At 61.0% G+C, this 26,334-nt stretch carries 25 protein-coding genes; 7 read left to right on the top strand and 18 right to left on the bottom strand.

The features are described 5' to 3' along the window. Window positions 1-110: 110 nt before the first annotated feature. The 6 genes from ACZ5SR_RS00125 to ACZ5SR_RS00100 all read right to left on the bottom strand — a co-directional run bounded on the left by ACZ5SR_RS00125 (window position 111) and on the right by ACZ5SR_RS00100 (window position 5,695). A complete protein-coding gene (locus tag ACZ5SR_RS00125; protein ID WP_464449589.1) occupies window positions 111-1,304 on the bottom strand; it encodes a phosphoglycerate kinase in 1,194 nt (397 codons plus the stop codon). Window positions 1,305-1,410: 106 nt separating this feature from the next. Then, window positions 1,411-1,746 carry an AzlD domain-containing protein gene (locus tag ACZ5SR_RS00120; RefSeq protein WP_464449588.1) on the bottom strand — a complete coding sequence of 112 codons (336 nt, stop codon included), beginning with the start codon at window positions 1,744-1,746 and terminating at the stop codon, window positions 1,411-1,413. Next, window positions 1,743-2,474 (bottom strand): AzlC family ABC transporter permease, encoded by a 732-nt coding sequence (locus tag ACZ5SR_RS00115; RefSeq protein ID WP_464449587.1) that lies wholly within the window; start codon window positions 2,472-2,474, stop codon window positions 1,743-1,745. The genes ACZ5SR_RS00120 and ACZ5SR_RS00115 overlap by 4 nt, the downstream gene beginning before the upstream one ends. Beyond that, window positions 2,474-3,436 (bottom strand): methionyl-tRNA formyltransferase, encoded by a 963-nt coding sequence (fmt, locus tag ACZ5SR_RS00110; protein WP_464449586.1) that lies wholly within the window; start codon window positions 3,434-3,436, stop codon window positions 2,474-2,476. The genes ACZ5SR_RS00115 and fmt overlap by 1 nt, the downstream gene beginning before the upstream one ends. A 7-nt stretch (window positions 3,437-3,443) precedes the next feature. Further along, window positions 3,444-3,950 (bottom strand): peptide deformylase, encoded by a 507-nt coding sequence (def, locus tag ACZ5SR_RS00105; RefSeq protein ID WP_464449585.1) that lies wholly within the window; start codon window positions 3,948-3,950, stop codon window positions 3,444-3,446. 92 nt (window positions 3,951-4,042) lie between these two features. After that, window positions 4,043-5,695 carry a phosphoethanolamine transferase gene (locus ACZ5SR_RS00100; protein WP_464449584.1) on the bottom strand — a complete coding sequence of 551 codons (1,653 nt, stop codon included), beginning with the start codon at window positions 5,693-5,695 and terminating at the stop codon, window positions 4,043-4,045. Between the two features lie 171 nt (window positions 5,696-5,866). Here ACZ5SR_RS00100 and ACZ5SR_RS00095 point away from each other — a divergent pair, with 171 nt between their 5' ends. Beyond that, window positions 5,867-6,598, top strand: coding sequence for a phosphatase PAP2 family protein (locus ACZ5SR_RS00095; protein ID WP_464449583.1), 732 nt, complete (start codon window positions 5,867-5,869; stop codon window positions 6,596-6,598). An 85-nt stretch (window positions 6,599-6,683) separates the two neighbouring features. Then, entirely contained in the window at window positions 6,684-7,850 is a 1,167-nt protein-coding gene (dprA, locus tag ACZ5SR_RS00090) for a DNA-processing protein DprA (RefSeq protein ID WP_464449582.1), read from the top strand. 102 nt (window positions 7,851-7,952) lie between these two features. Here dprA and secF read toward each other — a convergent pair whose 3' ends face one another. The 3 genes from secF to yajC form a co-directional block, all read right to left on the bottom strand. Beyond that, the gene (gene secF / locus ACZ5SR_RS00085) at window positions 7,953-8,903 is read right to left on the bottom strand and encodes a protein translocase subunit SecF (protein ID WP_464449581.1); all 951 of its coding nucleotides are present in this window, start codon (window positions 8,901-8,903) and stop codon (window positions 7,953-7,955) included. Between the two features lie 12 nt (window positions 8,904-8,915). Beyond that, window positions 8,916-10,796: a protein translocase subunit SecD gene (gene secD / locus ACZ5SR_RS00080; protein ID WP_464449580.1), complete on the bottom strand. Its 1,881-nt coding sequence runs from the start codon at window positions 10,794-10,796 to the stop codon at window positions 8,916-8,918. Between the two features lie 69 nt (window positions 10,797-10,865). Beyond that, window positions 10,866-11,198, bottom strand: coding sequence for a preprotein translocase subunit YajC (gene yajC / locus ACZ5SR_RS00075; RefSeq protein WP_090044009.1), 333 nt, complete (start codon window positions 11,196-11,198; stop codon window positions 10,866-10,868). Between the two features lie 234 nt (window positions 11,199-11,432). Between yajC and ACZ5SR_RS00070 the strand changes: the two genes are divergently transcribed. Continuing rightward, complete coding sequence (locus tag ACZ5SR_RS00070; protein WP_464451076.1) at window positions 11,433-12,275, top strand: EamA family transporter; 843 nt, start codon at window positions 11,433-11,435, stop codon at window positions 12,273-12,275. Window positions 12,276-12,387: 112 nt separating this feature from the next. On the opposite strand, the gene ACZ5SR_RS00065 is transcribed toward ACZ5SR_RS00070, so the two are convergent. The 3 genes from ACZ5SR_RS00065 to phaP form a co-directional block, all read right to left on the bottom strand. Then, on the bottom strand, window positions 12,388-13,554 hold the full coding sequence (locus tag ACZ5SR_RS00065) for a hypothetical protein (protein WP_464449579.1): 1,167 nt from the start codon (window positions 13,552-13,554) through the stop codon (window positions 12,388-12,390). A 46-nt stretch (window positions 13,555-13,600) separates the two neighbouring features. Further along, entirely contained in the window at window positions 13,601-14,389 is a 789-nt protein-coding gene (locus ACZ5SR_RS00060) for an enoyl-CoA hydratase/isomerase family protein (protein WP_464449578.1), read from the bottom strand. Between the two features lie 84 nt (window positions 14,390-14,473). Beyond that, window positions 14,474-15,031 (bottom strand): TIGR01841 family phasin, encoded by a 558-nt coding sequence (gene phaP, locus ACZ5SR_RS00055; RefSeq protein WP_464449577.1) that lies wholly within the window; start codon window positions 15,029-15,031, stop codon window positions 14,474-14,476. Between the two features lie 241 nt (window positions 15,032-15,272). Between phaP and ACZ5SR_RS00050 the strand changes: the two genes are divergently transcribed. After that, on the top strand, window positions 15,273-15,872 hold the full coding sequence (locus ACZ5SR_RS00050) for a hypothetical protein (RefSeq protein WP_464449576.1): 600 nt from the start codon (window positions 15,273-15,275) through the stop codon (window positions 15,870-15,872). A gap of 28 nt (window positions 15,873-15,900) precedes the next feature. Here the strand turns inward: ACZ5SR_RS00050 and mdeB are convergent, their stop codons facing one another. After that, the gene (gene mdeB / locus ACZ5SR_RS00045) at window positions 15,901-18,510 is read right to left on the bottom strand and encodes an alpha-ketoglutarate dehydrogenase (RefSeq protein ID WP_464449575.1); all 2,610 of its coding nucleotides are present in this window, start codon (window positions 18,508-18,510) and stop codon (window positions 15,901-15,903) included. Between the two features lie 102 nt (window positions 18,511-18,612). Here mdeB and ACZ5SR_RS00040 point away from each other — a divergent pair, with 102 nt between their 5' ends. Then, entirely contained in the window at window positions 18,613-19,080 is a 468-nt protein-coding gene (locus ACZ5SR_RS00040; protein ID WP_464449574.1) for an Lrp/AsnC family transcriptional regulator, read from the top strand. 7 nt (window positions 19,081-19,087) lie between these two features. On the opposite strand, the gene ACZ5SR_RS00035 is transcribed toward ACZ5SR_RS00040, so the two are convergent. Continuing rightward, the gene (locus ACZ5SR_RS00035) at window positions 19,088-19,699 is read right to left on the bottom strand and encodes a 3'-5' exonuclease (protein ID WP_464451075.1); all 612 of its coding nucleotides are present in this window, start codon (window positions 19,697-19,699) and stop codon (window positions 19,088-19,090) included. An 82-nt stretch (window positions 19,700-19,781) separates the two neighbouring features. On the opposite strand from ACZ5SR_RS00035, the gene ACZ5SR_RS00030 reads away from it, so the two are divergent. Next, window positions 19,782-19,949 (top strand): hypothetical protein, encoded by a 168-nt coding sequence (locus ACZ5SR_RS00030; protein WP_464449573.1) that lies wholly within the window; start codon window positions 19,782-19,784, stop codon window positions 19,947-19,949. Between the two features lie 117 nt (window positions 19,950-20,066). Then, window positions 20,067-20,537 (top strand): hypothetical protein, encoded by a 471-nt coding sequence (locus ACZ5SR_RS00025; protein ID WP_464449572.1) that lies wholly within the window; start codon window positions 20,067-20,069, stop codon window positions 20,535-20,537. A 4-nt stretch (window positions 20,538-20,541) separates the two neighbouring features. Here the strand turns inward: ACZ5SR_RS00025 and ACZ5SR_RS00020 are convergent, their stop codons facing one another. From ACZ5SR_RS00020 to dnaA, 4 genes are all read right to left on the bottom strand, one after another. Then, window positions 20,542-20,853, bottom strand: coding sequence for a cupin domain-containing protein (locus ACZ5SR_RS00020; RefSeq protein ID WP_464451074.1), 312 nt, complete (start codon window positions 20,851-20,853; stop codon window positions 20,542-20,544). A 16-nt stretch (window positions 20,854-20,869) separates the two neighbouring features. Next, window positions 20,870-23,473 (bottom strand): DNA topoisomerase (ATP-hydrolyzing) subunit B, encoded by a 2,604-nt coding sequence (gene gyrB, locus ACZ5SR_RS00015; RefSeq protein ID WP_464449571.1) that lies wholly within the window; start codon window positions 23,471-23,473, stop codon window positions 20,870-20,872. Between the two features lie 84 nt (window positions 23,474-23,557). Beyond that, window positions 23,558-24,667 (bottom strand): DNA polymerase III subunit beta, encoded by a 1,110-nt coding sequence (gene dnaN, locus ACZ5SR_RS00010; protein ID WP_108285435.1) that lies wholly within the window; start codon window positions 24,665-24,667, stop codon window positions 23,558-23,560. 166 nt (window positions 24,668-24,833) lie between these two features. Continuing rightward, window positions 24,834-26,234: a chromosomal replication initiator protein DnaA gene (gene dnaA / locus ACZ5SR_RS00005; RefSeq protein WP_464449570.1), complete on the bottom strand. Its 1,401-nt coding sequence runs from the start codon at window positions 26,232-26,234 to the stop codon at window positions 24,834-24,836. Between the last annotated feature and the right edge of the window lie 100 nt (window positions 26,235-26,334).

Raw genomic sequence — 26,334 nt, 5'->3', positions numbered from 1 at the left:
TTTTTTGTGGGGAGAACATTTGTGGGAGGCTGCCCCTGCAGCCGAATATGTGAAGTGGCTCCGGCCAGCATTCGCGAGCGGGGGCTCGCTCCCACAAGGGAGAAACGCGTTCAGCCTGCTGCGCGTTTGGCCAAAATCTCAAAGGCGGGCAAGGTCTTGCCTTCCAGGATTTCCAGGAAAGCGCCGCCGCCCGTCGAGATGTAGCCCACCTGCTCTTCGATGCCGTATTTGGCAATCGCGGCCAGCGTGTCACCGCCACCCGCGATGCTGAAGGCGCTGGACTCGGCAATCGCCTGGGCGATCACTTGGGTGCCGTTGGCAAACTGGTCGAACTCGAACACGCCCACCGGGCCATTCCACACAATCGTGCCCGCTTGTTTGAGCTGCGCCGCCAACTTGGCCGCCGTCTCAGGGCCAATGTCCAAAATCATGTCGTCATCGGCCACGTCGGTGGCTTTCTTGACGGTGGCCACCGCGTCGGCAGCAAAGGTCTTGGCAGTCACCACATCGGTCGGGATCGGCACTTCGGCACCACGGGCCTTCATGGCCTCGATCACGGCTTGGGCTTCGCCGACCAAATCGGCTTCGGCCAGGCTCTTGCCGATCTTCAGACCCGCCGCCAGCATGAAGGTGTTGGCAATGCCGCCGCCCACGATCAACTGGTCCACGTTTTGCGACAAGCTCTTCAAGATGGTCAGTTTCGTGCTGACTTTGCTGCCTGCCACGATGGCCGCCAAGGGGCGCTTCGGGTTGGCCAAGGCCTTGCTGATCGCATCGATCTCGGCCGCCAATAAGGGGCCAGCACAGGCGATGGGCGCGAACTGGGCGATGCCATAGGTCGTGCCCTCAGCGCGGTGGGCGGTGCCAAAAGCGTCGTTCACGTAGATGTCGCACAACTTGGCCATCTTGCGGGCCAGCTCTTCGTTGTTCTTTTTCTCACCTTTGTTGACGCGGCAGTTTTCGAGCAACACGACCTGACCGGGGGCGACGGTCACGCCGTCCACCCAGTTGGCGACCAGCGGCACATCACGACCGAGCAACTCGCCCAAGCGTTTGGCCACGGGGGCCAGCGAATCTTCGGGCTTGAACTCGCCCTCCGTGGGGCGCCCCAAGTGGGACGTCACCATCACGGCAGCCCCAGCGGCCAGCGCCATCTGGATACAGGGCACGCTGGCGCGGATGCGGGTGTCTTCGGTGATGCTGCCGTCATCGGCTTGCGGCACGTTCAGGTCGGCGCGGATGAAAACACGTTGGCCCGCAGCTTGACCGCTGGCGCACAGATCAGAAAAACGGATGACGTTCATGGGGAGGCTTGTCCTGTATCGGGAAATTGGGCTCGATTTTAAAAGCACTGGCAAGGCACCCATTCGCGAGCGGGGGCTCGCTCCCAGAGGTCAAGGTTGGCGCGGCTTACCAACCCAAGCCGAGGTGCAAAGGAAGATACACCGCCATGCCACCCAAAATGGTGATCAGCACATCGCGCCGCCAAAAATAAGCAGCCACGCCAGCCACAGCGGCGTACAAGCGGGCGTCTTGCCAGGTGCTGACCAACTCACCCTGCACGGTGATGATTTCCGGGATGACCACAGCCGAGAGCGCCGCGATGGGCGCGTACTGCAGACCACGCTGCGCCCAGTGCGGCAGCTGCCAAGACTTGCTGGAGATGAAAAAGAAACTGCGGGCCACCACCGTGATCACGGCCAGGCCCACGATCACCGCCAGCGTCCACAAGTCGGTGCCGTTCATGCCGCCACCTTGGGTGCAGGCCGGATTTTTTCGACCGTCAGGCACAAGATCACCGCCACGGCAATGGCCACAACGATGTTGAGTTTGAGCGGCAGGCTGTAAGCGACCACTGCGGCCACACCCGCCACAACGGCCGAGAGCATGCGCATGCGCGAGCTGGCCAGCGAGCACTGAATGCCCAGCAGGCACAAGATGCCTGCAAAGCCCAAGCCCCATTCGGGTGGGATCAGATTGGCCAGGCCCACGCCCAGCAAGCTGGCCACGATCCAACTGCCCCAGTTCAGAAAATAATTGCCCGCCAGATAAGCCTCCTGCCCTGTGCGCTCGGCGTCCGTGCTGCCAGGGTGCGGGAATTGGCGTATGAACAGCACATAAGTGATGTCGGCCGTGAAGTAACCGTGGCACATGCGCTGCCAGCGCGGCAAGTGCATCAGATAGGGCCGCAGATGCAGGCTGAACACCACAAAACGCAGGTTCACGCAAAAACCAGTCGCCAAAATCACCCAAGCCGGCGCTCCGGCCACCAAGAGTGGAATGGCCGCCAGTTGCGAGCTGCCCGCAAACACCAGCATGGTCATGGCCACGGCCTCGAACACGCTCATGCCCGACTTGACCATGGCCACGCCCGTCATCAGACCCCAGGCGGCCACCCCAGGCGCCTGCGGGGCCAGGTCGCGCAGGCCTTGCCAAAACTCGGCGCGGCGGTAGAGCGTGGGCCGGAAAAACATCAGGCCACCAACCTTTGACCTGGCTGCAAAGGGTAACCGCGCAAAAAGTCGGCCGCACCCAAGCGCTTGCCACCGGGGCGCTGCAATTGCGTCAGACACAGCTGCCCCTGCCCGCAGGCCACGCGCACGCCTTGCGCATCGGCCTGCACCACGGTGCCAGGCTCGGCCGCCGCCTGCAAAGGCTCGGCCACGGCTTGCCAGAGCTTGAGGGTTTCGGTGCCGCCCGTTGTGGTCAAAGGTACGGTCATACCGGGGAAGGGGTCAAAGGCGCGGATGCGCCGCGCCAACACCTCAGCGGGCAAAGCCCAGTCGAGCGCCGCTTCGGCCTTGTCGATCTTGTGCGCGTAGTTCACGCCTTCTTCGGGTTGCGGCTGGTGCGGCAAGGCGTCGAGCTTCGCCAGCGCCTGCACGATGGCCTCGCCGCCCAGCGCAGCCAAGCGGTCGTGCAGCACAGCGGTGGTATCGGTGGGCGCAATGGCACAGGGCAAGACCAGCAGCATGTCGCCGGTGTCCAGGCCTGCGTCCATCTGCATGATGGTGATGCCGGTTTGTGTGTCGCCCGCCTCGATGGCGCGATGGATGGGCGCAGCGCCACGCCAGCGTGGCAACAAAGAGGCGTGGATGTTCAGGCAACCCTTGGGCGGCAAGTCCAGCACCCATTGCGGCAGGATCAAGCCGTAAGCCGCCACGATCATGGCGTCCGCTTGCGCGTCCAGCAGGGTTTGACGGGCGGCAGCGGCGTCTTCGGGGTATTTGCCATCGAGGCGCAGGCTGCGCGGCTGGGCCACCGGCACGGCGTGGTCCAAAGCCCATTGCTTGACAGGCGAAGGCTGCAGCTTCATGCCACGTCCAGCGGGTCGGTCGGGTTGGGAGAGCACCAGCACGATCTCGTGACCCGCCGCGTGCAAGGCGGCCATGGCCACCTGGGCAAATTCGGGCGTGCCCGCAAAAATCAGACGCATGCCGAGCTCAGCGTCCGGCTTTTTGGGCTTTGACCATCTTGGTCTTGATGCGGCCTTGTTTGAGTGGGGACAGGTACTCCACAAACACCTTGCCCATCAGGTGGTCCAGCTCGTGCTGGATGCAAATGGCCAGCATGCCCTCGGCCTCGATGGTGCGGCTTTGGCCATCGCGGTCCATGGCCGTGACTTTGACTTGGGTGGCGCGCTCCACGCCGTCGTAAATACCGGGCACCGAGAGGCACCCTTCTTCGCCCTTGACGCGCTCGTCATTCATCCAGGTGATTTCCGGGTTGATCAGCACCATGGGCTGGTTGCGCTCTTCGGAGGTGTCGATCACCACCAGGCGCTCGTGCACGTCGATCTGCGAAGCCGCCAGGCCAATGCCACCGGCGTCGTACATGGTCTCCAGCATGTCATCGATCAGGGCGTGGATGCGGGCGTCCACCGCTTGCACGGGTTTGGCCACCTTGTGCAGGCGAGGATCGGGGTAACAAAGAATGGGAAGCAGGGCCATGGCATCAACACGGAAAGGAAATCAGGAGCCTATTGTCCCCAATTTCCGATGCGCCTGCCGGAGGCAGGGCGCATCTTTGGGGGCGAGGGCCTTCAGCGGCCCGATGAGCACGCATCAAACAGATCCAACTCCGGTTTGGCCAAACGGGTGTCGACCTGGCTCAAACCCAGCATCGAGTGGAAAAAGTGGTCATGTGACAAAGCCTTGGCACTTTGGGATTGCAGACAATCCATGCGCCAATTGCGCTCACGCTGCAAGGGCTTGGACAGCCACACCAGCATGGGCACATGGATTTGCTCCTTCGGGGCCAGGCTGTAAGGCATGCCGTGCAGGTAAAGGCCTTTTTCGCCCAGCGACTCGCCATGATCGGACACGTAAATCAGCGCCGTCGGGCGCGACTGGGCCTGCAGCCACTTCACGGTTTTGGCAATGAAATGGTCGGTGTACAGGATCGAGTTGTCGTAGGCATTGACGATGTGCTCGGGGGGGCAGTTTTGCAGCGCATGGCTGCTGCACTCGGGCTGATAGGCCTTCATCGCCGCTGGCGAACGCTTGTAATAAGCCGGGCCATGGCTGCCCATCTGGTGCATCACCACCACCGTGCCCTTGGCGCGTTTGGCCGGATCCAGCGCGGCCAGCTGCTTGGGCAACTCGTGCAGCATCACCTCGTCCAGACACTCACCGCCTGTGCAAAACTCGGGCACTTTCAGCGCCGTGGTCGCCACATTCGGCACCCGGTCACACACCCCCTTACAACCCGACTGGTTGTCTAACCACAGCACCGCCAGACCTGCGCGCTGCAAGACATCCAGCACGCTTTCAAACCGCTCTTTGCTGTCTTCATGGGCCGCTTTCTCCAAATGAGAAAACATGCATGGCACCGACGCTTGGGTGCTGGTGCCGCAGGATTTGACATCTGAAAAATAGACCAAGTCGCCCTGTGCCTGAATTTTGCGCAACTGAGGGGTGGTGTCGCGGGCGTAGCCGCCCAAACCGAAATTGGCGGCCCGCGCAGTCTCACCCAAAATCACCACCATCAGCGGGGCCGAGGCCTCGCTGGCGGGGGGCATGCGCAAGCTTGCATCTTCGCCAATGACCTGCAGAGGCTTAACCGCCTGAGTCGCCTGCCCCACAGCCAGACGGGTCAGCGCATAAACACTGTTGAACGGGTTGATCATGTAGCGCAGTTGCTTGTGGTTGCGCGTGAGCGAGGCGATGTCCTGAAACGACATCCAAAACAGCCCCAGCGCCACCAAAAAAGCCAGCAAGGCCACGCCCAGCTGACGCACCAGCAGCGGCTTGACCGACACCGCGCGAACAGGCTGCCGCCAGAGCCACACCCCCGGCAGCACCACACCCATGACCACCGCCGCCAGCATGGACCAAGACAACAGATCACGCACCTCGCGCGCATCGGTCTGCGCCACGTTGGCCAACATGCTCGAATCGATGACCACGCCATAGGTCAGCATGAAGTAACTGCTGGACGTCACCGTCAGCAGCATGGCCAGGCCAGCAGGCTTGAGCCAGCGCGGCCAGACCCACAAGCACAAAAACCAGCCCAGCAAGGCCAACAAGATCAGCCAAAGGCTGCCCATGGTGGCCAGCGCACCCCAGCCTTGGGTTTCAGGCAGCTTCCAGATGGCCATCCAGAACGGCAAGTTACCGACCGTCGCCAGCCAAATGGCCAAGACAGCCAGCAAACTGGTGGGGTGCCAGGCGGTGCGCTCAGAAAGAAGCTTCATGCAATGAACGTTTCAACATACAAATGGACTCGATTCTAGACAGAGCACCTGAGCCCTTGCTGAAGCAAGCCTTCCATCTGGCCACAAGTTTCAGAGGCCCAGTTCTGCGGCCCTCAGCAAAGCTTCATACAGGGTTTGTTTAATGACGCCAACGTCACTGTCATAAAACGCATGTCCCGTCTTGATTCGTCCCCACTTGCCATGCGTGAAAACTCGCCCTTCAGACGACTGGGGTTGTTCACCGTTTTGGCTTTGCTGGCACTGCTGACATGGGATTTTTCGGGGCTTGACTTGAGCGTCATGCACTGGATCGCCAGCCCACAGGGCTTTGCCATGCGCCACAACTGGTGGCTGGAGCACCTGCTGCATGACCGGGTACGCCATGCTGCTGTCCTGGCGTATCTGGGCGTGCTGGTCATGGTTTGGCTGCCCATGGGGCGATTCAGGAATTTACGCCAGATCCAAAGATTCGAAATCTGGGCGGGCATCACCTTGGGGCTGGTGCTGATCAATGTCCTCAAACGCTACAGCCAGACCAGCTGCCCTTGGGATTTGACAGAGTTTGGCGGTGTGGGCACCTATGTTTCACATTGGAACTGGAGCCTGCGCGATGGCGGATCTGGGCATTGCTTTCCCGGCGGTCATGCCTCCTCGGCTTTGGCGTTTTTGGCACTGTGTCTGCCTTGGCTGTCCTCTGGCGTCTCTGATCAAAGACGCCAAGGTCTTCGGTTGCTGATCGGCGTCCTCGCCCTGGGCGTCTTGCTGGGCGCGGTGCAAACCTTGCGTGGTGCCCACTACCCCAGCCACTCCCTCTGGACCGGATGGATGTGCTGGAGCATCGCCGTGGTCAACCACATGGCCTTCGCTTGGCTGGCCCGCAAAAGAGCAACCCAAGGGCACTGACACGGTCTCGCGTCATTTGCCGAGGCGCGAGGTTTGAACCACAATGCCTCCACAGACAGCCTGCAGGCTGCACAGGGAGACAACAATGGTCAACACCCCAGAAGAACTGGGTTCGTGGTTGCGGCTGCTGCTCACGCCGGGCGTAGGGCCCGAAACAGCCCGACGCCTGCTCGCGGCATTTGGGCAGCCAGAGGCCATATTTAGGCAAACAGAATCTGCCTTGCGCCAGATCGTCTCGGCGCAGCAAGCCCAAGCGCTGGGGCAAGCGCCCGATGGCTGGGCCAGTCTGAACGACGACACCTGGCAATGGCTGCAAACCGACACGACAACAGACATGGGCCGTGCGGTGATCACTTTGGGTGACGCCGACTACCCCGCCTCCTTGCTCGACATCCCAGACCCACCCCTGATGCTGTATGCCTTGGGCCAGACCGCACAGCTGCAGGCGCTGAAGGCCGAACAAGCGCTGGCCATGGTCGGCAGCCGCAACCCCACGCCCCAAGGGGCTGCCAACGCCCGCGATTTTGCGCACAACCTGGCCGCGAGTGGCCTGACCATCGTGTCAGGCTTGGCGCTGGGCATCGACGGTGCAGCGCATGAAGGCGCTTTGCTGGGTGCAGCGACTGGCCGCTTGAGCACCATCGCGGTGGTGGGCACTGGCTTGGACCGGGTCTACCCCAAGTCACACCGAGCGCTGGCGCACCAGATTGCCCTGCGCGGCCTGATTCTGAGCGAATACCCACTGGGCACGCCGCCGCTGGCCCCCAATTTCCCACGGCGCAACCGGCTGATTTCGGGCTTGTCTCAAGCCACGCTGGTGGTCGAAGCCGCCTTGCAATCGGGCTCGCTCATCACCGCCAAACAAGCGCTGGAACAAGGCCGCGACGTGATGGCCATCCCCGGCTCGATCCACTCGGCCCAAGCCAAGGGCTGCCACTTGCTGATCAAACAAGGGGCCAAACTGGTGGAGTCAGCACAGGACGTGCTGGAAGAGTTGAAACTGCCCGTGGAGCAGACCCAAGGCAACCTGGCGCTGAAAAGCACGACCACCGACGATGACCCGGCCAGCAGCCGCAAACCCGAAGACGTCTTGCTGCGCGCCATGGGGCACGACCCGGTGAGCCTGGACGCCCTTCAGGCGCGCTGCGGTTGGCCCACCGCGCAACTGCAAGCCGGACTGCTGGAACTGGAGCTGATGGGGCAAGTGGGTCGCTTGCCGGGTGGGTTGTTTCAAAGGATCGGATCTGCTTAGCTCGCGATGGGTTACCCCCCTTCGGCCGCAGGGGCGGCCTCCCACGAAGCACTTGAAAGCAAAAAAGGGCCACAAGTGGCCCTTTTTTCTGGTCAAGGTCGGTCAGACCACCGCGCCCGAGTTTTCGTCGTTCGGGTCGTTGTCTTTCTTGATCGGCTTGATCAGGTCTTCGCGCTGGATGCCCAGCCACATGGCAATGGCCGCCGCCACGAACACCGACGAGTAAATGCCAAAGCAAATGCCGATGGTCAGCGCCATGGCGAAGTAGTGCAGCGTCTCGCCACCGAACAGCAACATGGACAACACCATGATCTGGGTCGAGCCGTGGGTGATGATGGTGCGGCTGATGGTGGACGTGATCGCGTTGTCAATCACTTCGACCGTGTTCATCTTGCGATAGCGGCGGAAGTTCTCGCGAATCCGGTCAAAAATCACCACCGATTCGTTGACCGAATAACCCAGCACCGCCAGCACCGCCGCCAGCACCGCCAGCGAAAACTCCCACTGGAAGAAGGCAAAAAAGCCCAGAATGATCACCACGTCGTGCAAGTTGGCGATGATGGCCGAAACGGCGAACTTCCACTCGAAGCGGATCGCCAGATAAATCATGATGCCGATCACCACGAAGGCCAAAGCCTTGAGGCCGTCTTCGGCCAACTCGTCGCCCACTTGTGGGCCGACGAACTCGGTGCGGCGCAGGGTCACATCAGGGTCATTGGCTTTGAGGGCCGACAAGACTTTCTCGCTTTGCTGGGCCGAGCTCACGCCTTTCTGGGCGGGCAGGCGAATCATCACATCGCGTGCAGAACCGAAGTTTTGCACCTGCACTTCAGAAAAGCCCAGCGTGCCCACCGTGCCGCGCACTTTTTGCAGGTCGGCGGGCTGGCTGTAGCTCACTTCCATCAAGGTGCCACCCGTGAACTCCACCGACAGGTGCAGACCGCGGCTGAACAGGAAAAATACCGCCAGAGCAAAGGTCACGAAGGACACCCCGTTGAGCACCAATGCATGGCGCATGAAGGGGATGTCTTTTCTGATTTTGAACAATTCCATGGTCTTTTCCCCTTAGTCGGCTTTCACCGCAGTGCCAGCCTCAGGCCGCCAGACGGTACCGATCGACACCGATTTGAGTTTCTTCTTGCCGCCATACCAGAGGTTGACCAGGCCACGCGAGAAGAACACGGCCGAGAACATGCTCGTCAAAATGCCGATGCAGTGCACCACCGCAAAGCCGCGCACCGGGCCGGAGCCAAAAGCCAGCAAGGCCACGCCCGCGATCAGCGTCGTGATGTTGGAGTCAAAAATCGTCGCCCAGGCGCGGTCATAGCCCGCGTGAATGGCCGCTTGCGGGCTGACGCCGTTGCGCAGCTCTTCACGCACGCGCTCATTGATCAACACGTTCGAGTCGATCGCCATGCCCAAAGCCAACGCCATCGCGGCCATACCTGGCAGCGTCAGGGTTGCTTGCAGCATGGACAAAATGGCCACCAGGAACAAGAGGTTCACACCCAGCGCGATGCCTGAGAACAAACCGAACATGGCGTAGTAAATGACCATGAAGGCCACGATCACCAGGAAACCCCAGGTCACGCTGTTGAAGCCTTTGGCAATGTTCTCAGCACCCAAGCTCGGGCCAATGGTGCGCTCTTCGATGATTTCCATCGGCGCGGCCAACGAACCAGCGCGCAGCAAGAGCGCGGTGTCGTTGGCTTCGGCCGTGGTCATGCGGCCCGAAATCTGCACGCGACCGCCGCCAATCTCGGCGCGAATCACGGGAGCTGTCACCACTTCGCCCTTGCCCTTTTCGAACAAGATGATGGCCATGCGCTTGCCCACGTTGTCGCGCGTCACATCCTTGAAGATGCGGGCGCCCTTGGCGTCCAGTGTCAGGTTGACCACGGGCTCCTGCGTCTGGCCATCAAAGCCCGGCTGGGCATCGGTCAGGTTGTCACCCGTGAGCACCACTTGCTTCTTGACGATCAAGGGGCGGCCGTCGCGCTCCATGTAGCGTTCAGCGCCAAAGGGCACGATGCCACCGGCTTGTTCAGCCGCACGCGCTTCTGTGCTTTCGTCCACCATGCGCACCTCCAGGGTGGCGGTGCGGCCCAAAATGTCTTTGGCTTTGGCCGTGTCCTGCACGCCGGGCAACTGCACCACGATGCGATCCAGACCCTGCTGCTGGATCACCGGCTCGGCCACGCCCAGTTCGTTGATTCGGTTGTGCAGTGTGGTGATGTTTTGCTTCAAAGCCTGCTCTTGCACTTTGCGGGCGGCTTCGGGCTTGATGCTGGCGGTCAGGCGGAACTCGCTGCCATCGGCCACTTCTTGCGCTTGCAGGTCGGCAAACTGATCGGCCAACACGCGCTTGGCGGCTTCGAGTTGCTGCGCATCACGCAAGCGGATTTCAATGCTTTGGCCATTGCGGCTGATACCGCCATGGCGCACGTCTTTTTCGCGCAGCAAGCTGCGCAGGTCACCCGTGATGGATTCCACTTTTTGCGTCAACGCCGCTTGCATGTCCACCTGCAGCATGAAGTGCACGCCACCGCGCAAGTCCAAGCCGAGGTACATGGGTGAGGCGTGCAGGGCCGTCAGCCAAGCCGGGGAACGGGACACCAGGTTCAGTGCGACCACAAACTGCGGGTCAGCCGCGTCGACAATCAGCGCTTTTTGAATGGCATCCTTGGCCTTCAGCTGCTCGTCAGTGCTCTGGAAACGGGCTCGGATCGAGGTCCCGTCCAACGCCACGGTTTGGGGCGTGATGGCCGCGGTCTTCAGCGCATCCTCGACCTTTTGCAAGGTCGAGGTGTCCACCTTGATGGTGGCCTTGGCCGAAGACACCTGCACGGCAGGCGCCTCACCATAAAAGTTGGGCAGGGTGTAGACCACACCCAGCAACATGGCGATCACCAGGATCGCGTATTTCCAGACCGGGTAACGGTTCATAGTGACTCGCGTGCAGGATAAAAAACGGGGCTGGCCAATGCCGCGCCCCATGAAGAAAGCGCGTGTGAATTACTTCAGGGTGCCTTTGGGCAGAACTTGCACCACAGCGCTGCGCTGCAATTGCACTTCCACGCCCGTGGCCAGCTCCACACCAATGTAGGCGTCGCCGATCTTGCTGACTTTGCCCAACAAACCACCTGCAGTGACCACCTCGTCGCCTTTGGCCAGTGCGTCAATCATGGCGCGGTGCTCTTTTTGCTTCTTCATCTGGGGGCGGATCATGACGAAATACAGGACCACAAACATCAGCAGCAAAGGCAGCATGCTCATCAAGGTGGACTGCATGTCACCTCCGGCAGCAGCGGCAGGAGCAGTTTGGGCAAAAGCGGAAGAAATGAACATGGAAGCTCCACAAAAAAGCAAACTCGAAATTTATCGGAGCCCAACCAGTGGCCCGCGAACGAAGCCGCCATTGTATGCGGCGCTATGATCGCCCCTAAAAGCCTTTTTTGGCACCGTTCACCCTGCCCACAGCCTTGTTCTTGCCCCTTTGGGCGCACCCCAAATGACCGCCACGCCATGCCGCCATGGCCACTTATCCACGAGAGGCCACCTTTGAATTTGCGTTTGTGGGCCATGCTGGCCTTGTTGGGCAGCCTGGTGTCCTTGGCGGTGGGCACCTCGTTCGCCAAAAGCCTGTTCCCGGCGCTGGGTGCCGAAGGCACCACCACTTACCGCCTGGTGTTTGCCATGCTGATGCTGATGGCCGTGTTTCGCCCCTGGCGACGGAAGTGGGTCTGGGCCGACGCGCTGCCGCTGGGCCTGTATGGCGTCACGCTGGGCGTGATGAACCTGCTGTTCTACAGCTCAATCAAGACCATCCCCTTTGGCGTGGCGATTGCCATCGAGTTCACCGGCCCGTTGGCGGTGGCGGTGTGGACCTCCAGAAAAGCCAGCGACTGGCTTTGGGTCGCGCTGGCCATTGCGGGCCTGGCGCTTTTGCTGCCCCTGCCCGGAGCGGATGCCGCCACCACGCTGGACCCGGCGGGCATGCTGTTCGCCTTCACGGCGGGCATTTGCTGGGCCTTGTACATCGTCTTTGGCCAGCGCGTGGCGCTGCGTTATGGGGCCATGGCCACGCCCATGGGCATGCTGGCGGCCGCCTTGGTGGTGGCTCCGGTCGGCATTTTTCATGCGGGCACCGCTTTGCTGGACCCCCGCTGGCTGGTCGCGGGGCTGGCAGTGGCCTTGCTTTCAAGCGCCATCCCCTATGCGCTTGAGATGTTTTCCCTCAACCACTTGCCCAAAAACACCTTCAGCATCTTGCTCAGCCTGGAGCCGGCTGTGGGTGCGCTGGCGGGATGGCTGGTGCTGTCCGAACGCCTGACCGTGCTGCAAGGCCTGGCCATTGCCATGGTGATGGCCGCCTCGATGGGCACCGCTTGGTCTGCAGGGCGCGGCAAGTCGGCCCAGATCTAGCGGCCTGTTCACTCGATTCCCTGTGGGAGGCTGCCCCTGCGGCCGGATGCGTTTCGTGGCCGCAGCGGTCATTCGCGAGCGGGCGCTCGCTCCTGCTTTATAGAGAGTGGGCTTATTTGGTCTTGGGGGCTTCAGCAGATGGCTCTTTGGGGGCGGTCACATCTGGCTTGGCTTGTTCGGCCTTGTCCTCTTTGGGCTTGTCGCCTGCAGCCTTATCGTCTTTGGCTTTACCGTCTTCTGATTTGGCATCGGCTTTGGGATCGCTCTTGAGCTTTTCCAGTTGCTTGAGCAACCAGCTGCGTTTTTCCAAACGTTCTTGTTCTTTGCGCTCAATTTCCTGCAGGCGTCTGGCGCGGTCGGCCTCGGCCTTTTCCTTGCGCTCACGGGCCTGAGCGGCCAAGGCCTCTTTCACCATTTGTTCTTCGCGCAGGCGTGCCTCTTCTTCGGCTTTGATCTTGGCCGCCTCTTCGGCCAACATTTTGGCCTGGCGGGCCTCTTCCTGTTTTTGGCGTGCAGCCTTGGCCCCGGATGTTTCGCGCACCCCCGTGCCCCAAGGCTGTTGATCGAGCTGACGGCGAATCGCGGCCTCTGCCGTGATAGGCACCACCTTGCCCTTGTCGGTGGCGGTGAAGAAACCCTCACAACGGGTTTTCAGTCCACCAGACAAGGTGCATGCAAAACCCTTGGGATTTTGCTCGCCCCAGGCTTTTTTCTGCGCCAAGAAGTCATCGCAGCGGCTCATGGCCCGCTGGATTTTGCGATCCTCCGCGCTCACTTCCTTGGCCGCCATGTCAAACCACTCGTATCGGACGCGGTCGAGCTGCAAGGCCGTGCGCACACACTCTGCCTTGGCGGGCTCCATGGCCAAGAAGGTGTTGCGCCAGACAGCGCGCAAGGCGGCGTTGTCCTCCACCACCACGAACTGGGTGCGGCCCTGGGTGGGGCAGGCGTTGACCGCCACATCGTTGACGCGCTTGAACTTGCCGCGCCAAGTCACCGCCACCGACTCCAAGTCTTGCGGCGTGATGTCGATGCGTGCCTCAAAGTAGGGCGCTTGCACCTCGCGCTCGATCACGGCTTGGCCCTGAACGGTGATTTCGAGGTTGCACACCTGCTCGGCGTTTTGCACACGCGCGGCCACCACCACCGAATTGGGCTGACCTGCCAACAACTGGTATTGCCCGGCGTGCGCAGGCCCAGCCAAAGCCAGCCAGCCGCAAGCGATGACCACCCAGTGGCCCGCCTTCAATGCGCGTGCAGAAATTGAAATTGATTGCATGACAGACAAGTATCGGCTCGAACCGCCGATTCTTGATAGACCCGGCTCACCGACCCACAAAAACTGGCTTGCGCCGCTCGGCAAACGCAGCGCGCCCTTCGGCAAAGTCGGCGCTGAGGCTGGTCTTGTGCTCCCGCTCACGCAAAAGGGCCACATCGGCTTGCCCGGTTTCGATCTCGCGCAGCGACTTTTTGGTCTCTTGCACCGCCAGCGGGGCCAAAGCCAAGATGTCTTGTACCAGCGCCAGCAAGGTCGCATCCCATTCTTCGGCCGTCACCAAAGCCTCAAACAAGCCCATCGCATTGAGCTGTTCGGCAGAAAAAGGCCGCGCCGTCAAAAACGCGCGCTTGGCACCGGCCAAACCAAAACGGCTCACGTAACGCTGCAAACCGCTGGGGTAATAGTGCAAACCCAGCGCCGTGGCGGGCATGCGCCACTCGATGCCTTGCAACCCGATACGCAAATCACAGGCCAGCACCACATCGGTCGCCCCGCCATACACGCTGCCGTTGAGCGCGCAAATCGTCACCGGGCGCAGCGCGGCCAGCGCATCGGGGATTTCTTCAAAGAACGACGAACCGTGCCCGGGTTCGTCAAAGCCGCCAATGTCGTAACCGGCACAAAACACCGGCTTGGGCTGGCCCATCGTGTTGGCCGTCAACACCAGAACCCGCACCGCGGGGTCGCGGTTGACGGCATCAAAATGGGCCAACAAAGCCTTGAGGTCGCCGTTTTCCAGGCGGTTGCGCTGGGCGGGTCGGTTCAGGGTGATGGTGGCCACACCGCCTTCGATGTGCAAAACGGGGGCTGAAGGCTGTGCAAGCGCAGAGTGCATGGGGGCGTCCAAAACAAAAAGGGTGTCCGAAGACACCCTGATTGTAGGAAGCGGGCGGCAAGCACCCGCTTATTGAGCAGAAGCTCAGGCCTTGGCTTTGGCCTTGGACATGGCGGCCTTGACCGAAGCTTCGGCTTGGGCTGTTGCAGCTTTGATGTTCGACTCGGCAGTGTCAGCAGCTTGCTTGGCCACTTTTTTCAGGGTTTCAGCAGCAGTCTGGCTGGCTTCGTAAGCGGTTTTGAACACGGCCACAGCGGCGTCAGAGCCAGCAGGTGCGTTTTTCAGGCTGTTTTCGACCAAGCTTTTGACCGCTTTTTCGGACTCGGCCATTTTGCTTTCGACGGCTTTGGTGAACTCGGCACCGGTGCTGTTGGCGATGTCAGCCAAGTGACGGCCATAAGACACCGACTTTTCGAAGGCGGGCTGCACCAAAGCGGCTTGCACGGCCATCAGGTCTTGAGGCGACTTGGCGCCCATCAGGGCTTGCATGTTGGCGAAAGACTCGCCCACAGCGGCTTTGCCAGCGGCCATGTTCAGCTCGACCAAGCGCTCGAAACCGGCGAAAACGGTTTGCGACAGGCCAGCGGCCACGTTCATGTTGGCTTGTTGGGTGGCAGTGAATTGTTCAGCGTTGAAGTTCATTTGGAGTTCCTTGAAAGGGGTTTTTGTTGCAATGCAGCAATTTGAACAGCATGAAGCGCCCATAGCAAGGGAAAACCCGCACTTTAGAGTCCGCTCTCCAATTGGGCGATTGGTGTGAACAACTATCCGGAACGTCTCGCCCTGCCCCTGTGCCATGGCCGGCGCAAGGCCTTTGCCCATTGCGCCAGTCCGACTCACTACACTTGGCGCAACGCCGATCCGGCCCCAATCTCCGCGCTCTATGGAATTTCTCAGTCTTCTGTTTTTATTGGCCACGGGCATCCACTGGCTCAACACCCAAGGCCAGCGCAAACGCACCGCCTTGCTGGCTGAGCAATTGCGGCCCTATCAAATCGAAAAGCACATAGAACAGCTCACCGGGGCCTATATGCGGGCGCTGGGCGAGGGCGATGCCGAGCGCCAGCAACAAATCCTGCAGCTGCAAGAGGCCGCCGAGCAACAACTGGCCAGCGAATTTCAGCGCCTGGCGCAGGAATTCGCCAAACTGCCTGCACCCATGACCCGGGCTTTCAAGGTGTCTCTGCCCTTCGTCGACCAGCTTTCGCCCAAAACCACCTTTGACATGCGCCGCATGCTGGAAGTGCACGCACAAGGCATCGAGCGCACCGTGAACAACCTGCAAGGCCTCGCACCCAAGGCACGGGCCTTTCGCATGATGGGCGAGATGTTTTTGATGCAGCACAGCTGCCACTGGTTTTGCCGCTCCAAAACCATCGCTTCGGCACGCATGGTGGCGCAGCACCAAACGCATTACGAGCAAGCGCTCGACGCCGCCAGTCCCGAAACCCGCGAAGCTTATTTCAGCGTGGTGCAGGGCTGAAGCCCCTGCAAACGCTCAGCTTCACACCTCAACGCCCCAGCGATTGCAGCGCCGCCTGCGCGATGCTGTCCGCGTCCACCGCAAAGAAGCGACGCAGTGCGGCCCGCGTGTCGCTGCGGCCAAAGCCGTCGGTGCCCAGCGTGCGATAGCGGCGGCCTTCGGGCACGAAGGCACGCACGCTCTCGGGCACGGCGCGCACATAGTCGGTGGCGGCGATCACCGGGCCTTGGGTGCCGTTCAGCAATTGCGCCAGATGACCAGCGCCAAGAGCGCCACCGGCTTCTTGCGCCATGCCATCGCGCGCCAATTCGCTCCAGCTGGTGATGCTCAGCACTTCCACGCCCACGCCTTGCGCCGCCAGTTGCTGCGCGGCTTTAACCACTTCGGTCAGGATCGCGCCGGAGCCGAGCAAGGTCACGCGCTGGGCCGCATCGCTCGGCCCATACACACCAAATCGATACCCTCCGCGCAACACATCGGCATCCACGCCCGCAGGCAAATCCGGCTGGGCGTAGTTCTCGTTCATCAAGGTGACGTAATAAAACACATCGGCCTGCTGCTCGACCATCTCGCGCATGCCCGCGTCCAAAATCACGGCCAATTCGCCCGCAAAGGCCGGGTCGTAGGCCTTGCAATTGGGGATGGTGGCCGCCACCAAATGGCTGCTGCCGTCCTGGTGCTGCAGGCCCTCGCCCCCCAAGGTGGTGCGGCCTGAGGTGGCGCCGAGCAAAAAGCCCCGGGCGCGTTGGTCGGCCGCGGCCCAGATGGCGTCGCCCACGCGCTGAAAACCGAACATCGAGTAATAAATGTAGAAGGGCAACATGGCCAGGCCGTGCACGCTGTAGCTGGTGGCGGCTGCCGTCCAGCTGGCGATCGCACCCGCTTCGCTGATGCCTTCTTCCAGAATCTGGCCGTCGGTGGCTTCGCGGTAGCTCAGCACCGAGCCAATGTCTTCGGGCGCGTAGCGCTGACCCACGCTGCTGTAAATGCCCACCTGCTTGAACAGGTTGGCCATGCCGAAGGTGCGCGCCTCGTCGGCCACGATGGGCACGATGCGCGGGCCCAAGGTGCTGTCTTTGAGCAAGTTGCCCAGCATGCGCACAAAGGCCATGGTGGTGCTCATCTCCTTGCCATCGGCCTGCAGCGCAAACTGCCCGTAGCTGGTGAGCGCAGGCACGGGCAAGCGGTCGCAGGTCGTCTCGCGCTTGGGCAAGCTGCCGCCCAATTGGGCACGGTGATCACGCAGGTAGCGCATCTCGGCGCTGTCATCTGCGGGTTTGTAAAACGCCAAGCCCTTGGCCTGCTCGTCGCTCAGCGGCAGGTCAAAGCGGTTGCGGTACTCGATCAGGTCTTGCTCGTCGAACTTCTTTTGGCTGTGCGTGGTCATCTTGCCTTGGCCTGCGCTGCCCATGCCAAAGCCTTTTTTGGTGTGCGCCAAGATCACGGTGGGCTGGCCACGGTGCGCCGCAGCAGCGGCATAGGCCGCGTGGATTTTCACAATGTCGTGGCCGCCGCGCTTGAGTTGGTCGATCTGCTCATCGGTCATCCCCTGCACCAGCCTCGCCAGTTCTTCGTTTTGGCCAAAGAAGTTGTCGCGGTTGTAGCGCCCGTCTTTGGCGGCAAAGGTTTGCATCTGCCCATCGACCGTGTTGGCAAAGGCGCGCAGCAAAGCGCCCGAGGTGTCGCGTGCCAGCAGGCCGTCCCAGTCGCTGCCCCACACCAGCTTGATCACGTTCCAGCCCGCACCCGCAAACAGCTTTTCCAGCTCGTCGATGATGCGGCCATTGCCGCGCACCGGGCCATCCAATCGCTGCAAATTGCAGTTGACCACCCACACCAGGTTGTCGAGTTTTTCGCGGGCGGCCAGTGTGAGCGCGCTCATGCTCTCGGGCTCGTCCATCTCGCCGTCGCCAAACACGCCCCAAACCTTGCGGGCGCTGCAGTCTTGCAGCTGGCGGTGCGTCAGGTAGCGCATGAAGCGCGCGTGGTAAATCGAGCTGATCGGCCCCAAGCCCATCGAGCCCGTGGGGAACTGCCAAAAATCAGGCATCAGCCAAGGGTGCGGGTAGCTCGACAAACCGCGCGCGCCGCTGTCGGGCGCGGTGATCTCTTGGCGGTAATGCAGCAAGTCGGCTTCAGACAAGCGGCCTTCCAGAAAAGCGCGGGCGTAAACACCCGGTGCGCTGTGCGGCTGAAAGAACACCAAGTCGCCTTTGTGTTGTTCGGTGCGCGCATGAAAGAAGTGGTGAAAACCGGTCTCGAACAAATCGGCCACGCTGGCGTAACTGGCGATGTGCCCGCCCAACTCGCCATAGGCCTGGTTGGCGCGCACCACCATGGCCAGCGCGTTCCAACGCATGATGGCCACCAGCCGCTCTTCGGTGGCCAAGTCACCGGGGAACACCGGCTGGTCATCCACCGCGATGGTGTTCATGTAAGGCGTGTTCAGCTCGGGCTGCCAGCCCGTGCGCTGCTGGCGCGCCACGGTGGCCAGCTCGTCCAGAATCTGGCGCGCACGCTCTGGGCCCTGCGAGCCGATCAGCGACAGCAAAGCCTCGCGCCACTCGGCGGTTTCTTCGGGGTCGATGTCGTGGGCGTGTGACAGCGCGTGCAAGAGGGGTTCGTAAGGAGCATTCATGCTGTTGACTCTACAGAGGCAGGCGGCGCATGTGCTGCGTATTTACGCCTCCTGAGCCACGATTTAAAGCACAATATGCCGAAATAAAAAGGAATTCAGCACATGATTCTGGACAACGTCGATTTGAAGATACTGGACGAGCTGCAGCGCGACGGCTCGCTGTCCAACGTGACGCTGGCCAAACGCATCGGCCTGTCGCCCTCGCCGTGCCTGGCCCGCGTCAAGGCACTCGAGAGCAACGGCGTGATTCAGCGCTATGTGGCGCTGGCCAGTGCGGCGGCGCTGGGGCTGGGCCTGACGGTGTTCATCTCCATCAGCCTCAAGACCCAAAGCAAAGCCACCTTGGCCGACTTTGAAGCGCACATCGCCCGGCACGACGAAGTGATGGAGTGCTATTTGATGACCGGCGACAGCGACTATTTGCTGCGCGTGGCCGTGCGCGACATGGCGGCGCTGGAACGCTTCATCTTGGAGCAGCTCTCACCGATTCCGGGGGTCGAGAAAATTCGCTCCAGTTTTGCGCTCAAACAGGTGCGATACAAAACGGCGTTGCCGCTGGGTTTGGGGTGAAGGGCTTTCAGCCCTGCGCACGCTGCTTCAAATACTGCCCCACCATGTGCCGGCTGGTGCGCTGCAGGCCCATGAGCAAAGCGTGGTCGGCCTGGGTACAGCCGTAGCGGGTTTTCAGATCGTGCTGCATTTGCGCCAACAAATGGGCGGCCATCTCGGCATCGGCCAATGCCCGGTGGGCGCGGCCTGAACTTGGCAAATGGTGCATGGCCGCCAGTGTGCCCAGCTTGTGGTTGGGCGCTTGCGGGTACAGGCGGCGCGACAGCAGCAAAGTGCAGGCAAAGGGGTGCGCACCGTCTTGCCCGCAGCGGGCCAGCTCGGCCTGCCAGAACTTTTTGTCAAAGGCCGCGTTGTGCGCCACCATGGGCCTGCCCGCCACAAAGCGCGCCGCCTCGCGCATCACCTGCTCGGCCGGGGGCGCGGCCTGCACCATCTCGTTGGTGATGCCCGTGAGCTGGGTGATGAAACTGTTCACCCGCACCCCGGCGTTCATCAGGCTTTGGTAGCGGTCCACCACCTGCCCGCCTTCGAGCATGACGATGGCCACCTCGGTGGCGCGGTCGCCCATGTTGGGAGATATCCCGGTGGTTTCGAAGTCGATGATGGCGATGGAGGACATGGATGGGGCAGCAGCAGGCATTCGGGGGAACGTTTCAAGCTTATCCGAAGGCCCTGCCAGCAGCGCCCCAAAGACCTGCACAATGCGAAAGAAACTTCATTCGCTCACGCCCATGCACCCCGGCCCCATCCTCTTTTGCGGCGACCCCCACGGCCAGTGGCTGCACATCATCGATGCCGCCCTGCAAACCGACGCCCGCGCCGTCATCTTGCTGGGCGACTTGGAGCCCGCTCGCCCGCTGCACATCTAGCTGGAAGCCATTTGGGAGCGGGTCTGGTACATCCACGGCAACCACGACACCGACCACGCGGACAACTTTGCCCACATATGGCACAGCGAACTGGCCGAGCGCAACATCCATGGCCGTGTGGTCACGCTGCCATGCGGCACCCGCATCGCCGGGCTGGGCGGCGTGTTTCGCGGGGCGGTGTGGTACCCCAAAGACCAGCAAGCGCCCAAGTTTCGCAACCGCGAAGAACACGTCCGCATCACGCCGCGCCAAGACCGCTGGCAAGGCGGCGTGCACCTCAAGCACTGGTCTAGCATCTACCCCGACGAAGTCGAACAATTGGCCGTGCTGCAAGCCGACATCCTCATCACCCACGAAGCCCCCGGCTACCACGAACACGGATTCCATGAGCTGGACGAACTGGCCCGCCGCATGGGCGTGCGCATGACGGTGCACGGCCACCAGCACGACAACATTGACAGCAGCGCGCGCTGGGCTGAGCAGGGGTTTAAAAGTTATGGGGTGGGGTTGCGTGGGCTAATGGCGGTGGAGGGTTTATCACCACCTGATCAAGACTCACGCCATCTTGGCCATCGAAATAAGGGATAACGTACTAAACGCTGCCCTCTTTTTCCACCACCAAAATTCTCGCCTCGCCTCGAGGGTGTGCCACATGTTCACAACCCACGCCTGCAAAAAACACATCGCCGACACCTAAAGCGACAACATGCTCTATGCCATCTAGGCGGTAATGCATGTCAACATGCCCGTCGAGCACTGCAAAGACTTCATCTCCATCGTTGACGTGCCACTTGTAAGGCTTGTTCGTCCAATGGAGACGTGTGGTTGTGCCATTCATGTTGGCCACATCCAATGCACCCCAAGCACGGTCGGCAGTGAACTCTTTGCTGCGGATGATTTTCAACAAACGTGCTGACCCATCAAATATCGATGTTCCCCGCCCGCAGCGCGTTGCTCTCAATGAAGTGGCGGCGTGGCTCGACCTCGTCGCCCATGAGCATGGTGAACACGCGGTCGGCTTCGATGGCGTCGTCGATCTGCACGCGCAGCAGGCGGCGCACGGTGGGGTCCATGGTGGTTTCCCACAGCTGGGCGGGGTTCATCTCGCCCAGACCCTTGTAGCGCTGGCGGCTGGTGGTGCGTTCGGCTTCGCTGATGAGCCAATGCATGGCTTGGCGGAAGTCGCCCACTTTTTCTTCTTTCTGGCGCTCGCCCTCACCGCGAATGGCTTTGGCGCCTTCGCTCAGCAAACCACGGAAGGTCTCGGCCGCTTCGGCCAATGCGCCGTAATCGGCACCGTGCACAAAGTCTTGCGTGATGATGCTGCTCTTGATGTTGCCGTGGTGGCGGCGGCTGATGCGCAGGATCGGTTTGTCGGTGCGCACGTCAAACTCGGCAGCCACTTCGGCAGGGATGCCGGTGGTGTTGAGTTCGCGCAGCTTGGCTTGCAGCGCGGGGGCGCATTCGGCGGCTTGCTCCAGCGTGTCCAGGTTCAGCGACACGCCGTCGGCCATGGCGCGCAGGGCTTCGGCGTCCATGAAGTTGGACAGGCGGGCAATGACGTGTTCGGCCACTTGGTGCTTGCGGGCCAGGGCTTCGAGCGTTTCGCCCGTGAGCACTTGGGGCGCAGCGCCGCCGGTGCTGATGCTGGCGTCTTTGAGCGCGATGCGCAGCAAGAAGCCGTCGAGTGCCGGGCCGTCTTTGAGGTACAGCTCTTCTTTGCCTGCTTTGACTTTGTAGAGCGGTGGCTGGGCAATGTAGATGTGGCCGCGCTCGACGAGGTCGGGCATTTGGCGGTAGAAGAAGGTGAGCAACAGTGTGCGGATGTGCGCGCCGTCCACGTCGGCGTCGGTCATGATGATGATGCGGTGGTAGCGCAGTTTGTCGACGTTGAAGTCGTCGGTGCCGCTCTTGCCAGACTCGGCGCTGGCCTTGCCAATGCCGGTGCCCAAGGCGGTGATGAGCGTGACGATTTCGTTGCTGGTGAGCAGTTTTTCGTAGCGGGCTTTTTCGACGTTCAGGATCTTGCCGCGCAGGGGCAAGATGGCCTGGAATTTACGGTCGCGGCCTTGCTTGGCCGAGCCGCCGGCGGAGTCGCCCTCGACGATGTAGATTTCGCACAGGGCCGGGTCTTTTTCTTGGCAGTCGGCCAATTTGCCGGGCAGGCCCATGCCGTCGAGCACGCCTTTGCGGCGCGTCATTTCGCGGGCTTTGCGGGCGGCTTCGCGGGCGCGGGCGGCTTCAACGATCTTGCCGCAGATGATCTTGGCGTCGTTGGGGCGCTCTTCCAAAAAGTCGGTCAGGGCTTTGGCCACGATGTCTTCGACCGGGGCGCGCACTTCGCTCGACACCAGCTTGTCTTTGGTCTGGCTGGAGAACTTGGGCTCAGGCACTTTGACGCTCAACACACAGCACAGGCCTTCGCGCATGTCGTCGCCGCTGACTTCGACTTTTTGCTTTTTGGCGATCTCGTTTTTCTCGATGTACTTGGCGATCACGCGGGTCATCGCGGCACGCAGGCCCGTGAGGTGGGTGCCGCCGTCACGCTGCGGGATGTTGTTGGTGAAGCAGAGCACGGACTCGTTGTAGCCGTCGTTCCACTGCATGGCCACTTCCACACCGATGCTGGTGCCGGGAATGCCGCCGTAGCTGTCCGCAGGGCGCTCGCCCATGGCGTGGAAAGCGTTGGGGTGCAGCACTTTTTTGTTGGCGTTGATGAAGTCAACAAAACCCTTGACGCCACCAGCGCCCGAGAAGTCGTCTTCTTTGCCGCTGCGCTCGTCCTTCAGACGAATGCGTACGCCGTTGTTCAAGAAGGACAGCTCGCGCAAACGCTTAGCCAAAATCTCGTAATGGAAATCGGTGTTCTGCGTGAAGATTTCGACGTCAGGCAGGAAGTGCACTTCGGTGCCGCGCTTGTCGGTGGCACCCGTGACGCGCATGGGCGAGATCTCCACGCCGTCCACGGTCTCGAGCAAACGGTTTTGCACAAAGCCTTTGGCAAAGTCGATCTGATGCACTTTGCCTTCGCGGCGCACCGTCAGGCGCAACCATTTGCTCAAAGCATTCACGCAAGACACACCCACGCCGTGCAGGCCGCCCGAGACCTTGTAGCTGTTTTGGTTGAACTTGCCGCCCGCGTGCAGTTCGGTCAACGCGATCTCTGACGCACTGCGCTTGGGCTCGTGCTTGTCGTCCATCTTCACGCCGGTGGGGATGCCGCGGCCGTTGTCGGTGACGCTGATCGAGTTGTCAGAATGGATGGTGACGACGATGTCGTCGCAGTGGCCCGCCAGCGCTTCGTCAATCGAGTTGTCGACCACCTCGAACACCAAGTGGTGCAGACCGGTGCCATCGGACGTGTCACCGATGTACATGCCGGGGCGCTTGCGCACGGCCTCCAGGCCTTCCAGAATCTGGATGGAGCCTTCGCCGTAACCTTCGGATGCGCCCGCTTGGTTGGCGTCGATCTTGGGTTGCGCGGTGGTGAAGGCTTCTTCGCTGGGGTTGATTTCGTCGGTCATGTTCAATTTTCTCTGTCGCTTGAATGGCCGAAACCCGCGAAGGGTCGCGGGTTTCGATAGGGGTTGGCCTTGTGGGCTTTCGCCTTAAATGCGCATCGGCATCACCACGTATTTGAAGTTGTCGTTCTCGGGGATCGTGATCAGCGCCGAGCTGTTGGCATCGGCCAGATCAATGCGGACCATGTCTTGGCCCATGTTGCTGAGCACGTCGATGATGTAGGTGACGTTGAAGCCGATCTCAATGCTGTCGCCACCGTAGTCGATGTCGAGTTCGTCCACGGCTTCTTCTTGCTCGGCGTTGGTGGATGCCACGCGCAGGCTGCCGGGGTCGAGGTTCAGGCGCACGCCTTTGAACTTGTCGCTGGTCAAGATGGCGGTGCGCTGCAAGCAAGACAGCAGGGCTTGGCGGCCCAGAGTCAGGTTGTTGCTGTGGCCCTTGGGGATCACGCGGTTGTAATCGGGGAACTTGCCTTCGACCAGCTTGGTCACGAACTCCATGCCGTCAAAGCTGAACTTGGCCTGGTTGTTGGCGAATTGCATCTCGATCGCGCCATCGGCATCCGACAGCAAACGCTGCAGCTCCAGCACGGTCTTACGCGGCAAGATGACTTCTTGTTTGGTGGGCACTTCCACGTCGAGCGTGGCGGCAGTAAACGCCAAGCGGTGACCGTCGGTGGCCACCAGGCTCAGGCGGTTGCCTTCGGCCACAAACAAGATGCCGTTGAGGTAGTAGCGGATGTCGTGCACAGCCATGGCAAACGAGACCTGACCGAGCAATTGCTTGAGGGTCTTTTGCGGCACGCTGAACACGGGGCCGAATGTGGCGGCTTCTTGCACCAATGGAAAGTCTTCTGCGGGCAGAGTCTGCAATGTGAACTTGGACTTGCCGCCCTTCAAGATCAACTTGGCTTGAGAGGATTCCAGGCTCACGGTCTGGTCGGCAGGCATGGTGCGCAGGATGTCGATGAGTTTGCGTGCGCCCACAGTGGTGGTGAAGTCGCCTGGGTCGCCATCCATCTCGGCGGTGGTGCGGATCTGGATTTCGAGGTCGCTGGTGGTCAGCTGCACGGCGTGGCCGGTTTTGCGGATCAACACGTTGGCCAACACGGGCAGGGTGTGGCGGCGCTCAACAATGCCGGACACGGATTGCAGGACCGACAGCAATTTGTCTTGGGTGGCCTTCAGGACGATCATTTGTCTACCTTTGATGGTTTTTTCAGGCGTCAGCCCAAGATGGGCTGAAGGATGCAAACAGGGTACATTTTCGCCGTTTTTCGGCTGTTTTTTTGCCCAAACCCCCCGATTGGGCATTCTTTTGCCGGGGATTGGCGGTGACTTGGTTGGAGCCCAAAACCAGACATCAGCCCTTGAGGGTTTGTTCCAGCACGTGCAGCTGCTGGTTCAACTCGGTCATTTGCTGACGCTCGGCGTTGATTTTGCGTACGGCGTGCAGCACCGTGGTGTGGTCGCGCCCGCCAAACAGCTCACCGATCTCGGGCAGGCTCTTTTGGGTCATTTCCTTGGCCAAGTACATGGCAATCTGGCGCGGCCGAGCAATGCTGGCGGGGCGCTTTTTGCTGTACATGTCTGCGACCTTGATCTTGTAGTAGTCGGCCACCGTTTTCTGGATGTTTTCGACGCTGATCTGACGGTTTTGGATGGACAAGAGGTCGCGCAGGGCGTCGCGCGCCAGCTGGATGGAGATTTCCTTCTGGTTGAAACGCGAATAGGCCAAAATTTTGCGCAGCGCGCCTTCAAGCTCGCGCACGTTGGAGCGCACGTTCTTGGCCACAAAAAATGCCACCTCTTCGGGCATTTCGCTGCCTTCGCTGATGGCTTTGTTGATCAAAATGGCCACGCGCATTTCCAGCTCGGGCGGCTCCATGGCCACCGTGAGGCCCGAATCGAAGCGCGAGACCAGGCGCTCGTGGATGTCGGCCAAGCCCTTGGGATAGGTGTCACTGGTCATGACGATGTGCGACTTTTTGGCCAGCAAGGCCTCAAAGGCGTTGAAGAACTCTTCTTGCGTACGGTCTTTGTTGGCAAAGAACTGCACATCGTCGATCAGCAGCAAATCGAGCGAGTGGTAGTGGTGCTTGAACTCGTCAAAAGTCTTGCGCTGGTAAGCCTTAACCACATCCGACACAAACTGTTCGGCGTGGATGTACAAAACTTTGGCTTCGGGGCGATCGGCCAGCAGTTTGTTGCCAATGGCATGCATCAGGTGGGTCTTGCCCAAACCCACGCCGCCATAGATGAACAAGGGGTTGTACAGGTGCCCCGGCGAACCGGACACGTGCATGGCCGCAGCACGCGCCATGCGGTTGGCGGTGCCCTCGACCAGGTTGTCAAAAGTCAGGGCGGTGTTGAGCCGGCTGCGGAAGGTGTTGGTCGCGGGCTCTTCGGGCAGATCGACCGGGTCAGGGCCATTCTCCATGGACGATGGCGTGGACTGGCGCACAGGCCTGACGCCACCATCGCGAGGAGTAAGCACTAACTCGATCTGAACAGGATGACCCTGAAGGTTTTCAAGAAGCGCGGCCAAACGACCCGCATATTGGGCCCGAATCCAGTCGAGCTTAAAGCGGTTGGCGACAAACAAAGTGAGGCGTTGCTGGTCTTCCGAGATCTGCGCAGTGAGCGGTTTGATCCAGGTGTTGAACTGCTGCTCGGGCAGCTCGCGGGACAGCTCGTCCACGCAAGCCTGCCACAAAGCCTGACCGGCATCCATCTGAAATTCTGGGGTGAGTCCCTCGGACATGTTGTATTTATTTTTTGTGGACAGTTGAGAGAAAAAATGGCAGGGAAATCAGGCTTATCAAGAGCTTATCCACATGCCGAATCGCGTTTGCCAAGGCATC

Source organism: Limnohabitans sp. TEGF002 (genome assembly GCF_055395845.1).
The sequence above is the reverse complement of the archived record's forward strand: the minus strand, read 5'-3'. Positions and strand labels throughout refer to the sequence as shown.